Here is a 12,655-nt window from a genome sequence, read left to right as displayed (position 1 = left end):
GACCATCGGTCGGCGGGACCGACCCGACGCCCGAGGAGTCCCATGCACGAGATCAGCGAGCCGTACCACCACCCCCGCCTGTCCCCGGAGGCGAACATCACGGACTTCCTGGAACGCCAGGCCACGGAGCGTCCCGACCACGGCCTCTTCGCGGTGCCCGACGCGCAGGACCAGTGGACGGACGTCTCCGCCCGGGACGCCCGCGAACGCGTGCGGGCCCTGGCCAAGGGGCTCATCGCCGCCGGGATCCAGCCCGGGGAGACGGTCGGTCTCCTGGCCTCCACCCGCCTGGAGTGGACACTGGTCGACTTCGCCATCTGGTATGCCGGCGCGGTCACCGTGCCCGTGTACGAGACCTCCTCCGTCAGCCAGGTGTCCTGGATCATCGAGGACTCGCACGTGCGCGCCGTCGTGACCGGGAACGAGAACCTCGCCAAGACGGTGCGGGACGCGGTGCAGCGCGAGGGCCTGCCGGAGCTGATCGGCCTGTGGACGATGGACCCGGCCGACGGCGCCCCCGGCTCCGGTCTCGAGGCGCTCGTCGCCCTGGGCACGGACGTCACCGATGAGGAGCTCGAGACGCGCCGGTCCTCCGCCGGCCTGGCCGACCTGGCGACCATCATCTACACCTCCGGCACCACGGGCCGGCCCAAGGGCTGCGAGCTCACGCACGAGAACTTCGCGGAGCTCGTCAACCAGACCCTGTCCTCCTCGCTCGGCGACGTCGTCCGCCAGGACACCTCCACCGTGCTGTTCATCCCCCTGGCGCACGTGTTCGCGCGCTTCGTCTCGGTGCTCACCGTCGCCGCGGGCGCACGCTGCGGGCACGTCTCGGACATCAAGCGGCTCTCGGTCTCGCTGCAGACCTTCCAGCCGAGCTTCGTGCTGGCCGTGCCGCGCGTGTTCGAGAAGATCTACAACGCGGCGCTGCTCAACGCGCAGAGCGGCGGCAAGGAGAAGATCTTCCGCCGTGGCGCGGACGTGGCGATCCGCTGGTCCCGGGCGCTGGACTCGGGCCAGATGACGGCGCCCCTGCGGCTGCAGCGCGCGTTCTACTCCGCGCTGATCTACCGCCGGATCCGGACGGCCATGGGCGGCCGGCTCGCGTACGCGGTCTCCGGCGGCGGCCCCCTCTCCACCGACCTGGCGCACTTCTTCCGCGGCGTGGGCGTGACCATCCTCGAGGGCTACGGCCTCACCGAGACGACGGCCCCCATCACCGTGGGCCGGCCGGACCGGCTGAAGATCGGCACGGTCGGACACCCCCTCGGCGGCAACCAGGTGCGGATCGCCGAGGACGGCGAGATCCTCACGCGCGGCACCTCGCTGATGCGCGGCTACCACAACCGGCCGGAGGCGAACGAGGAGGCCTTCGAGGACGGCTGGTTCCGCACCGGCGACCTCGGGGCCCTGGACGACGACGGCTTCCTCACGATCACCGGCCGCAAGAAGGAGCTGCTGGTGACGGCCGGCGGCAAGAACGTGGCACCGGCGATGCTCGAGGACGCGATCCGCAGCGACGCGCTCGTCTCCCAGGTGATGGTGGTCGGCGACGGCAAGCCCTTCATCGCGGCGATCGTCACCCTCGACACCGACACCCTGCCCGCGTGGCTCGCCGCGAACGGGCTGCCGAAGGACCTCGACGTCGCTGCGGCCGCACGCGAGGACGCGGTGCGCCGCCACATCCAGGAGGCCGTGGACAAGGCCAACAGCCTGGTCTCGCGCGCCGAGGGGATCCGGGAGTTCCGCATCCTCGACCGCGACTTCTCCCTGGAGGAGGGCCATGTGACCCCGTCCCTGAAGATGCGCCGGTCGGCGATCATGAAGGACTTCGCCGCGCAGATCGCGGACATCTACGGGGAGCCCGCCCCGCACAACTGAACGCCCCCTCGACGACGGCGCCCGGCCCCGCGGCCGGGCGTCGTCGTCCCCGCGGTTCCGGTCAGAGCAGACCGGAGTCCGGCACGTCCAGGCCCAGCAGCGCGTTCTCGACGACCTCGGTGAGGGCCGGGTGGGGCCAGTACTGGCCCCGCGCGAGCCGGTGGGCGTCGATGCCGAACGCCATGCCGGTCACGAGCGGCTGGATGAGGTTCGCGGCCTCGTGCCCCAGGATGTGCCCGCCCAGGATCCGTCCCGTGGCCTTCTCCGCGACGACGGTGCACACGCCCTCGGTGTCCTCCATGGCCCAGCCGTAGGCGACGTCCCCGAAGGACTGGGTCTTCACCGTGATCGCGTCCGCGCCGTAGTCGGCGAGCGCCTGCTCCACCGTGAGACCGACGGAGGCCACCTGCGGATGGGTGAACACGGCCGCCGGCACGGGGCCGAGCGTGTTGGCGCGGAGATCGTCCGGATGCTCCAGGTTGTGCGCGACGACGCGGGCCTCGTGATTGGCTACGTGCTTGAGCTGCCACGTGTTGGCGACGTCCCCGAGCACGTAGACCCCCTCCACCGGAGCAGCGTCGGAGAGTGCGCGCTGATGCTCGTCGCTGGCCAGGACGCCGTCGTCGGTGACGTCCAGTCCCGCGGCGGCGGGGTCGAGGCGGTCCGTGTTCGGCGTCCGGCCGACCGCGATCAGCACCGTGTCCGCCTCGATGGCCTCCTCCACGATGCCGGTCTGCTCCTGGCCCCCTGCGCGATCCAGGCGCACCCGGACCCAGCCGTCCGCGGCCCGCTCGGCGTCCTCGACCGGTTCGATCCCGGCCGGGGTCCACCCCGTGCGCAGGTCCCACCGTCGGGCAGCGATCTTCGTGAACGTCGTGGACACGGACATGTCGTGCTGCTTGAGCAGCCGGTGGCCGCGGTTGACCTGGACGACCTCGGTCCCCAGCCCGGCGAAGACGGAGGCGAACTCGCAGGCGATGAACCCGCCGCCCACCACGAGCAGCCGCCGCGGCAGCCGATCCAGTCGCATCACGGTGTCCGAGGTGTGCACCGACGGCAGGTCCAGGCCCGGGATCTCCGGGAGGGTGGGCCGCGACCCCGCGGCGACCACCACCTGGTCCGCCGTGATCTCCCGGCCCGAGGCGGTGCGCACGCGGCGGGGACCGACGAAGCGCACCTCCTCCTGGATCACGCTCGTGTAGTCCAGATCGTCCCGGCGGTAGCGCAGCCCGTCCCGGCTGATGCCGTCGATGCGCGTGAAGATGCGGTCCCGGATGGCCGGGAAGTCGGCGCCCGTGAACTCCAGCCCCACCCCGAGGCTCCGGGCCTCGGGGGGCAGCGCGGCCAGGCCGGCCGGGTAGGCGTACATCTTGGTGGGGATGCAGCCGACGTTCAGGCAGGTGCCGCCGAACGTGCCGGAGTCGGCGATCACGACGCTCCGGCCCTTCCAGTGTTCGCTGATCAGGGAGTTCCCCGATCCGGAGCCGATGATGAGCAGGTCGTGGTGTTCCGCAGAGGTGGCCATGCCTCCCAGGATAGGCACGGGCCCGGACGCGGTGGCGTCCGGGCCCGTGGGGCGGCCCGCCGGCGGCGGGCTCACGCGGGGCTCACTCGATCACGAGCAGCAGGTCTCCGCCGTTGACGGGCGTGACGCCCTCCGTGACCACGCGGCGCACGGTGCCCGCGGCCTGGGCCGTGATCGTGGCCTCCATCTTCATCGCCTCGATCGTGGCCACCGCCTGGCCGACCTCGACGGCGTCGCCCTCGGCCACCTGGACGGTGACCGAGCCCGCGAACGGGGCGGCGACGTGGCCGGGGGTGCCGGGGTCCGCCTTCTCCGCGGTCCGCACGGTGGACTCGATCGAGCGGTCCCGGACGGTCATCTGGCGCAGCTGGCCGTTCAGGGTGACCATCACCGTGCGCATGCCCTTCTCGTCCGGCTCGGAGACGGACATGAGGGTGGCGAGCAGCCGGACACCGCGTCCGAGCGAGATGACGTGCTCACGCCCGGGGACGAGGCCGTAGAGGAAGTCGCGGGTGTGCAGGGTGACGGTGTCCCCGAACTCCTCGCGGTGCGCCTCGAACTCCTTCGTGGGGCCGGGGAAGAGCAGGCGGTTCAGCACCGCGCGGCGGGTCTGTCCGGCCTCGGCGAGGGCGCTCGAGTCCTCCGCGGAGATCTCCACCATGCCCGCGCCCTCGCGGCGACCCTGGAGGGCCTTGGTCCGGAAGGGCTCCGGCCAGCCGCCGGGCGGGTCGCCGAGCTCGCCGCGCAGGAAGCCGATCACGGAGTCCGGGATGTCGAACTCCTGCGGACGCTCCGCGAACTCCTTCGGGTCCACGCCGGAGCCGACCAGCTGCAGCGCCAGATCGCCCACCACCTTGGAGGACGGGGTGACCTTGACGAGGTGGCCGAGCAGGTCGTCGGCCGCGGCGTACATCGACTCGATGGCCTCGAACCGCTCCCCCAGGCCGAGCGCGATCGCCTGCGTGCGCAGGTTGGACAGCTGGCCGCCCGGGATCTCGTGGTGGTACACGCGGCCGGTCGGGGCGGGCAGCCCCGCCTCGAAGGGCGCGTACGCCGAGCGGACGGACTCCCAGTAGGGCTCCATCGCGGTGGCGGCCTCGAGGCCGAGACCGGTGTCCCGCTCGGTGTGCTCGAGCGCCGCGACCAGGGCGGACAGCGGCACCTGGCTGGTGGTGCCCGCCATGGACGCGGTGGCCGCGTCGACGGCGTCCACGCCGGCCTCCGCCGCCGCGAGCAGGGTGGCCAGCTGGCCGCCGGCGGTGTCGTGCGTGTGCAGGTGCACGGGCAGGTCGAACTCGGCGCGCAGGGCGGTGACGAGCTCGCGCGCGGCGGCGGGCCGCAGCAGGCCCGCCATGTCCTTGATCGCCAGGACGTGGGCGCCGGCGTCGACCATCCGGCGGGCGAGGCCCAGGTAGTAGTCGAGCGTGTAGAGCGTCTCCTTCGGGTCCGTCATGTTGCCCGTGTAGCACAGGGCCGCCTCGGCCACGGCGGTGCCCGTGGCACGCACCGCCTCGATGGCCGGGGTGATCTGCTCGACGTCGTTGAGGGCGTCGAAGATGCGGAACACGTCGACGCCGGACGCCGCGGCCTCGGCCACGAACGCGTCCGTCACCTCGGTGGGGTACGGCGTGTAGCCCACCGTGTTGCGGCCGCGCAGCAGCATCTGGATCGGGATGTTCGGCAGCTCCGCGCGCAGCAGCTCGAGGCGCTGCCACGGGTCCTCGTGGAGGAAGCGCAGCGCGACGTCGTACGTCGCCCCGCCCCAGGCCTCCACGGAGAGCAGCCCCGGCAGGGTGTGCGCGACGGCGGGCGCGGCGGCCAGCAGGTCGCGCGTGCGGACGCGGGTGGCCAGCAGGGACTGGTGGGCGTCGCGGAACGTGGTGTCCGTGACGGCCAGCGCGGTCTGTTCGCGCAGGGTGCGGGCGAAGCCCTCGGGGCCCTGCTCCAGCAGCACCTGACGCCAGCCGTGCGGGGGCGCCGCGTCCTCGTTCCGGCTCGGGCCGTCGAAGGGCGAGCGGTCCGGCTCCTGGTGCTTGTCGCCCGGGTGCTCCGGGAGGCGGTCGCGGGGGTCGATGCCCTCGATGCGCGGGCCGTGCGGCTGGTTGACCGTGACGTCCACGAGGTACTGCAGGGCCTTGGAGCCGCGGTCCTGGGAGCGGTTCACCGTGGCCAGCTCGGGGTGCTTGTCGATGAAGTCCGTGGCGACGTCGCCGCTGACGAACTGCGGGTCGTCCATCACGTTCATCAGGAACGGGATGTTGGTGGCCACGCCGCGCACGCGGAACTCGGCCAGGGCGCGGCGCACGCGGCGCACGGCCATGGCGTAGTCGCGTCCGCGGCAGGTGAGCTTGACCAGCATGGAGTCGAAGTGGGGGCTGATCTCCGCACCGGCGTAGATGGTGCCGCCGTCGAGGCGCACACCGGAGCCGCCGGCCGAGCGGTAGGCGGTGATGGTGCCGGTGTCCGGGCGGAAGCCGTTGGCCGGGTCCTCGGTGGTGATGCGGCACTGGATGGCGAAGCCGCGGACCTGGAGGGCGTCCTGGGTGATGCCCAGCTCGGGCAGGGTGGCGCCGGCGGCGATGCGCAGCTGCGCGCCCACCAGGTCCACGTCCGTGACCTCCTCGGTCACGGTGTGCTCCACCTGGATGCGGGGGTTCATCTCGATGAACACGTGCTGGCCCGCACGCTCGCCCGCCGTGTCCACGAGGAACTCGACGGTGCCCGCGTTGACGTACCCCATCTCCTTGGCGAAGGCGACGGCGTCCCGGTGCAGGGCCTGCCGGATCTCCTCGTCCAGGTTCGGGGCCGGGGCCATCTCGATGACCTTCTGGTGGCGGCGCTGGAGCGAGCAGTCCCGCTCGAAGAGGTGCACGACGTTGCCCTCGCCGTCGGCGAGGATCTGCACCTCGATGTGCCGCGGCCGCAGGACGGCCTGCTCGAGGAACACGGTGGGGTCGCCGAAGGCGGTGTCCGCCTCGCGCATCGCGGCCTGGAGGGAGCCGCGCAGGTCCTCGCGGCGCTCGACGCGGCGCATGCCGCGGCCGCCGCCGCCGGCGACGGCCTTGACGAAGATGGGGAAGCCGATCTCCTCGGCCTGCTCCAGGAGCCACTCGACGTCGGCGCTCGGGTCCGAGGAGGCCAGGGTGGGGATGCCCGCACGCTTGGCCGCGCGCAGGGCCTCGACCTTGTTGCCGGTCAGCTCGAGGACGTCGGCGGGCGGGCCGACGAAGGTGATCCCGTTCTCAGCCGCGGCACGGGCCAGGCCGGCGTTCTCCGACAGGAAGCCGTAGCCCGGGTAGATCGCGTCGGCCCCGGCGTCCTTCGCCACGCGGATGATCTCGTCCACGTCGAGGTAGGCGCGCACGGGGTGGCCCTCCTCGCCGATGCGGTAGGCCTCGTCCGCCTTCTGGCGGTGGATCGAATTGCGGTCCTCGTAGGGGAAGACGGCGACGGTGCGGGCGCCCAGCTCGTAGCAGGCGCGGAAGGCGCGGACGGCGATCTCGCCGCGGTTGGCCACCAAGACCTTGGAGAAGACGGCGCCGGCTCCGGTCGACCCGGCCGCGTCCTCTGGAGGGGTGAAGTTCTCGACAGGTGCGGTCATGGTTGGGAGTGTGTCACACCGCGCCGGAGTTCCGCCTCATGTCGCGCACAGTCACCGCTGCGAGACGAAAGATGACTGACTCGGCGCTGTGGGGCGCCGACGCCGGCCCGGCCTCGTGCCGGGGCCGGCGTCGGCCGCGGGCGCCCCGCGGAGGAGGGTCAGGCGGAGCGGCGGGCCCGACGCCGCCCGGCCAGCTCGTCCCCCGGCTCGGGGGCCCCGACCACGCTCTCGCGGGGCAGCTCGGCGAGGCTGCCCTCGACCTCGCGCCACACGCGGCCGACGGCGATCCCGAAGACGCCCTGGCCGCCCTGGACGAGGTCCACGACCTCGTCCGCCGAGGTGCACTCGTACACCGAGGCGCCGTCGCTCATCAGGGTGATCTGCGCCAGGTCCTCGACACCCCGCTCGCGCAGGTGGCCCACGGCGGTGCGGATCTGCTGGAGCGAGACGCCGGTGTCCAGGAGGCGCTTGACCACCTTGAGGACGAGGATGTCGCGGAACGAGTAGAGCCGCTGGGAGCCGGAGCCGGAGGCGCTGCGGACCGTGGGGACCACGAGGTCCGTGCGGGCCCAGTAGTCGAGCTGGCGATAGGTGATGCCGGCGGCCTTGCACGCGGTGGGACCGCGGAAGCCGACGTCGTCGCCCCGGGTCGCGCCCTCGTCGAAGAGCGTGCCCTGGGTGCCGAGCGCGGAGGGCCGGCCAGGACCTGCAGTGGGTGTCACGGGGAACCTCCTGGTGCGGGGCCCCCGGTGCGGGGAGGGGGACGCGACCGTCGTGTGCCGCCGGTGACCGTGGCGGCGCTCCCCGGTGACCGTGGGGAGGGCGACGGAGGCGCCCCGGGTGGCGGGGCCCTCTTCCCCTCGAAGGTACGCGCGGGTCCGGGGGCGGTCAACGAAGCCGGCGGCGAGGCCGCGCCGTGTCGCGCCGGCTCCGCTCAGGCGAAGTCCTCGGGGCGCACGGTGTCCAGGAAGTCGCGGAAGTCCTCGACGGCGCGCTCCTGGCCGGCGTCCTCCTCCCCCGTCCGCGCCGGCATGCCGGCGTCCGCGAGCACGGCGGGGCTGCCCAGCACGGGGGCGTCGGCGCGCAGGGCGACCACGACGGCGTCCGACGCGCGGGCGTCGACCCGGGCGCCCGTGGAGAGCACGAGCTCGGCGTGCACGACCTCGTCCCGGACCTCGGTGAGCCGCACCCGCACGACCTCGGCGCCCAGGGCGTCGACGGCGGCCAGGAGCAGCTCATGGGTGAGGGGCCGGGGCGTGCGGACGCCCTCAAGCGCGAGCGCGGCGGCGGCGGCCTCGGGCGCGCCCACCCACAGCGGGACCATCGTGCGGCCGGGCGGGTCCACCAGCAGTATCACGTGGTGCTGTTCGGGCAGCTCGACGCGCACGCCGAGCACGGAGAGCGGCACGTCGCCGACCTCGTCGGCGGGCACGGGGCGCGGCTCAGTCATCCCACTGCTCCAGCCCCACGGCCACGAGGGCCGCATGCAGCCGCAGGCTGGCCTGCGCGATCTCGCGTGCCGAGCGGGCCACGCGGGGGCGGGTGCCGGCGTCGCGGCGGGCCTGCAGCGGGGCGACGGCGCGCTCCACCAGGCCCAGTTCGCGGTCGGCGGCGGCCCGCAGCGGGCGCAGGTGCCGGGGCTCCAGGCCGTGGCCCGCGAGCACGACGGCGGCCCGGGCCACGTCCATCGCGTGGCTCGGGTAGCCGCCGTCGGGATCGACGGGCAGGAGCGAGTACTGATCCAGCTCGGCCAGCAGCTCCTCGCCCGCCCCGGATTCGGCGGCGAGCTCGGCACGGGTCCACGACCGGCGGCCCCCGGCGACCTCGCGGCCGAGCCGCTCCGCGTCCGAGGACGCCGGGGCCGCCGCGGTTCCGGGCAGGCCGGTGGGGCGTTCACCGCGGTCCAGCGCGGCCAGGTGTTCGGCGATCACCTTGAGCGGCAGGAAGTGGTCGCGCTGCAGGGCGAGGACGAACCGGAGCCGGTCCACGTCCTCGGGCCGGAAGCGCCGGTAGCCGGCGCTGGTCCGCTCGGGCAGCACGAGGCCACGCTCCTCCAGGAAGCGCACCTTGGACGCGGTGACGCCGGGGAATTCGACTTCGAGGGAGGCTACGACCTCGCCGATGCCCAGCCGGCCCGCAGGGCGGGCGGTGGGGACGGCGTCGGGGCGCGGGCGCGGATCGGTCACGAGGATGACGGCTCAGCCCCGCGCCGGCCCGGCGTAGTACGTGAGCCGGTACTTGCCGATCTGCACGTGCATCCCGGAGCGCAGCAGGATCTCGTCCACGCGGTCGTGGTTCACGAAGGTGCCGTTGAGGGAGTTCAGGTCCACGAGCCGGTGGCCGCCGTCCTCGGCCCGGAACTCCGCGTGACGACGGGAGACGGTGACGTCGTCGAGGAAGATGTCCGCGTCCGGGTGGCGCCCCACGGAGACCACGTCCTCGTCCAGCAGGAAGCGGGCCGACTGGTCCGGGCCCTCGTGGGCGAGCAGCAGCGCGGAACCGGCCGGGAGGGCGCGGATCGCGTCCGACTCCTCACGGGTGAGGTCCGCCGAGACCAGCGGCGCCAGCTCGGTGAGGTTGATGGCGGATGTGGACAGGTCCGGTTCACGTCCGGGCTGGTTCATGGGGTGCTCCTGTGCGGGGGCCGGCGCCGCGGCGCCGGAGGGAGAGACGAAGGGGACGCCGTCGCCCCGCCGGCCGGCGGCGGGGCGACGGCGGACGGGGCTCAGCTGGTGTGCGAGGCGTAGCCCTCGGCGTCCATGAGGCCCTCGAGCTGGGCCTCGTCCGCGAGGGTGATCTCGAACAGCCAGCCGCCCTCGTAGGGGGCGGAGTTGACCAGGCCGGGCTCGCCGTCGAGCTCGTCGTTGACGGCGGCCACGGTGCCGGAGACCGGGGCGTAGATGTCCGAGACGGACTTCGTGGACTCGACCTCGCCCACCGCGGTGCCCGCGGTGACCTCGGTGCCGACCTCCGGCAGGTCCACGTACACGACGTCACCCAGCGCATCCTGGGCGAAGTCGGTGATGCCCACGCGGACCGTGCCGGCGGCACCGGCCTCGGCGATCCACTCGTGCTCGGCGGAGTACTTCAGGCCTTCGGGGATGGAGCTCATGGAGTGCGCGTCCTTTGTGTGGTCGGGAGGGATGACGTCGTCTCGCAGACTACCGAGCGGCGCGTGATTCGCGCCACTGGCGTGCTCAGAGCACGCCGCGCATGCCGCGACGCACCGGCTTGGCGATGGCCAGCACGATCAGGCCCACGCCGAGGGTGACCGCACCGATCGTGCCGAAGTAGCCCACCTCGTTCTGCTCCGAGTAGGAGCCGGCCAGGGAGCCGGCCAGGGCCGTGCCCAGGGCGACGGACAGGTTGTACAGCGACACCATCATCACCGGGAAGCTGCGCGGGGCGACCTTGGTGGCCAGGGAGAGGCCCACCGGGGAGACGAGCAGCTCGCCCATGGTGCAGACGAAGAGGATCAGCGTCAGCCACAGCAGCGGCACGGCGGCGACGTCGGCCACCGGGATGAACAGCAGGAAGGCGATGCCGATCAGGACGATGCCGATGCCGAACTTCACCGGGGTGGCGGGCTGGCGGGTGCCCAGCTTGGTCCACAGCGCGGCGAACACCGGGGCGAACACGATGATGAAGATCGGGTTGATGGAGTTGACCCACTCCATGGGCATGAGCCAGCCGAACAGGTTCCGGTCGAGGCGGTGCTCGGAGTACAGCGCGATCACGGTGAACTGCTGCTGGAAGAGGGCGAAGAACACGGACGTGCCGATGAACAGCGGGATGAACGCCTTCACGCGCGAGCGCTCCTCCTCCGAGACCTTCGTCGAGGTCAGCAGGACCGCGAAGATCGCGATGGCCGCGACGGCGGCGAGCACGACGACGGCGTCGGAGAGGTTGTCCAGGGTGATGACGTCCGTGAGGAACAGGGCCACGACGACGGCGACCATCCCCAGGCCGATCAGGCCCCAGCGGCCGTACTGCGACCGCGGCAGCGGATCCGGGACCCGGTGCACGTCCGTGGGCAGGTTCTTGCGGGTCAGGGCGTACTGCGTCAGGCCGATGGCCATGCCGGCGGCGGCGAGGCCGAAGCCCACGTGGAAGCCCATCGTGTCGCGCGCCAGGCCGGTGAGCAGCGGGCCGAAGAGGGCGCCGATGTTCACGCCCATGTAGAAGATGGAGAAGCCGGCATCGCGCTTGGGGTCCTCGCGGGAGTACAGGGAGCCGACGAGGTTCGTGGCGTTGGCCTTGAGGCCGCCCGAACCGACGGCGACGAGCACGAGGCCCAGGGTCAGGCCCGGGACGCCCGGGACGAGGGCCAGCGCGATGTGGCCCAACATGATCCCGACGGCGCTGACGAACATGGTGCGCTCGGAACCGAGCAGGCGGTCGGCGACCCAGCCGCCGAGGATGCAGAACACGTACACCATGCCGCCGTAGGCGCCGACGATGCCCGTGGCCACGGCCGGGTCGATCCCGAGGCCGCCCTCCGCGGCGGTCCAGGACATGTAGTACACGAGCATCGCCTGCATGCCGTAGAAGGAGAAGCGCTCCCACAGCTCCACGGAGAACAGGTTCGCCAGCGGGCCGGGCTGGCCGAGGAACGGGCGGCCGCGCCAGTCGGGGGTGGCGTCGTCGGGACGGGTGGCCGTCGACGCCGCCACGCGGGCGGACGGCTCGACGTCGGGCACGCGGCCCGCGAGAGGATTCTGGGGATTTTCCACCGATCTACTGTCCTCCCCTGAGGGAGCCAGAGCAAACTCCCCGCCCGATGACGCCGATCACATCCGCGGCCCGGGCGGCGTACGTCCTAGAGTGGAGGCCGTGTCCGTCACCTCCGAGATCGCCCGTGCCCGCTCGCTCATCCGTGTGGTCCCCGACCATCCCAGCCCGGGCGTGGCCTTCCAGGACATCACGCCCCTGCTCGCCGACGCCCGCGCCCTGAGGGAGTGTGTTGAGGCCCTGGTGGCGCCGTTCGAGGGGCGGTTCGACCTCGTGGCCGGCCTCGAGGCCCGCGGGTTCCTGCTCGCCGGGGCGGCCGCCGTCCTGACAGGCACCGGCCTCGTGCCGCTGCGCAAGGCCGGGCGCCTCCCGGCGCCCGCAGCCCGCGCGGACTACACGCTGGAGTACGGGACCGCGAGCATCGAGGTCTCCGAGGACCTGCGGGCCGGGTCACGGGTGCTCCTGCTCGACGACGTCCTCGCCACGGGCGGCACCCTCGCCGCCGGCCGACGGCTCATCGAGGCACGGGGTGCGGAGGTGGTGGGCGCGGCCTGCCTGCTGGAACTCAGGGCCCTCGGCGGCCGGGCCGTCGTGCCGGACACGCACGTGCTGTTCGCAGCCTGAACCGCCCGCCCGACCGACGGGGAGTGGCGGCAAAGGTGGCCCGGCCCCGGGTACGACGAAGCCGGAGCCCTGCGCTGCAGGACTCCGGCCTCGTGAATGTGGTCGGGCTGCTGCGAAACTACTGCCAACAAGCGCGGAGAACCGCGGAACTGGCCGAGCTCCTGGCCACGGCACGCGAGTCGACGCGGAGCCCGGGCGACCGCCTGGGCTGACCCCGTTTCGTAGGTCCAGTCGTTATGAGAGTCGTCCTGTTGCCCGCGGTCGCGGGCAGGGAGACTGGTCAGATCATGACG

The 12,655-nt window shown here is 72.8% G+C and carries 10 protein-coding genes; 2 read left to right on the top strand and 8 right to left on the bottom strand.

Going from position 1 to position 12,655, the window contains the following annotated elements:
* Window positions 1–42 precede the first annotated feature (42 nt).
* Window positions 43–1,881 carry a long-chain fatty acid--CoA ligase gene (locus AUV08_RS02270; protein WP_041104754.1) on the top strand — a complete coding sequence of 613 codons (1,839 nt, stop codon included), beginning with the start codon at window positions 43–45 and terminating at the stop codon, window positions 1,879–1,881.
* 61 nt (window positions 1,882–1,942) lie between these two features.
* Here AUV08_RS02270 and AUV08_RS02265 read toward each other — a convergent pair whose 3' ends face one another.
* The 8 genes from AUV08_RS02265 to AUV08_RS02230 form a co-directional block, all read right to left on the bottom strand.
* Window positions 1,943–3,406 (bottom strand): mycothione reductase, encoded by a 1,464-nt coding sequence (locus tag AUV08_RS02265; RefSeq protein ID WP_041104756.1) that lies wholly within the window; start codon window positions 3,404–3,406, stop codon window positions 1,943–1,945.
* An 82-nt stretch (window positions 3,407–3,488) separates the two neighbouring features.
* A complete protein-coding gene (locus tag AUV08_RS02260) occupies window positions 3,489–7,007 on the bottom strand; it encodes a pyruvate carboxylase (protein ID WP_061867222.1) in 3,519 nt (1,172 codons plus the stop codon).
* A gap of 158 nt (window positions 7,008–7,165) precedes the next feature.
* Window positions 7,166–7,729 (bottom strand): MerR family transcriptional regulator, encoded by a 564-nt coding sequence (locus AUV08_RS02255; RefSeq protein WP_061867221.1) that lies wholly within the window; start codon window positions 7,727–7,729, stop codon window positions 7,166–7,168.
* 212 nt (window positions 7,730–7,941) lie between these two features.
* Window positions 7,942–8,457 carry a bifunctional nuclease family protein gene (locus AUV08_RS02250; protein ID WP_052520088.1) on the bottom strand — a complete coding sequence of 172 codons (516 nt, stop codon included), beginning with the start codon at window positions 8,455–8,457 and terminating at the stop codon, window positions 7,942–7,944.
* On the bottom strand, window positions 8,450–9,193 hold the full coding sequence (locus tag AUV08_RS02245) for a MerR family transcriptional regulator (protein WP_052520090.1): 744 nt from the start codon (window positions 9,191–9,193) through the stop codon (window positions 8,450–8,452). Before AUV08_RS02245 ends, AUV08_RS02250 begins: the two co-directional genes overlap by 8 nt.
* A 12-nt stretch (window positions 9,194–9,205) precedes the next feature.
* Complete coding sequence (locus tag AUV08_RS02240; protein ID WP_002854606.1) at window positions 9,206–9,631, bottom strand: FHA domain-containing protein; 426 nt, start codon at window positions 9,629–9,631, stop codon at window positions 9,206–9,208.
* A 101-nt stretch (window positions 9,632–9,732) separates the two neighbouring features.
* The gene (gene gcvH, locus AUV08_RS02235) at window positions 9,733–10,119 is read right to left on the bottom strand and encodes a glycine cleavage system protein GcvH (protein ID WP_002854607.1); all 387 of its coding nucleotides are present in this window, start codon (window positions 10,117–10,119) and stop codon (window positions 9,733–9,735) included.
* Window positions 10,120–10,204: 85 nt separating this feature from the next.
* Complete coding sequence (locus AUV08_RS02230; protein ID WP_036316670.1) at window positions 10,205–11,740, bottom strand: peptide MFS transporter; 1,536 nt, start codon at window positions 11,738–11,740, stop codon at window positions 10,205–10,207.
* Window positions 11,741–11,840: 100 nt separating this feature from the next.
* On the opposite strand from AUV08_RS02230, the gene AUV08_RS02225 reads away from it, so the two are divergent.
* Window positions 11,841–12,362 (top strand): adenine phosphoribosyltransferase, encoded by a 522-nt coding sequence (locus AUV08_RS02225; RefSeq protein WP_043278777.1) that lies wholly within the window; start codon window positions 11,841–11,843, stop codon window positions 12,360–12,362.
* Window positions 12,363–12,655 lie beyond the last annotated feature (293 nt).

The organism is Micrococcus sp. CH7 (genome assembly GCF_001595485.1).
In the GTDB taxonomy this organism is placed as follows: domain Bacteria; phylum Actinomycetota; class Actinomycetes; order Actinomycetales; family Micrococcaceae; genus Micrococcus; species Micrococcus luteus.
The sequence above is the reverse complement of the archived record's forward strand: the minus strand, read 5'-3'. Positions and strand labels throughout refer to the sequence as shown.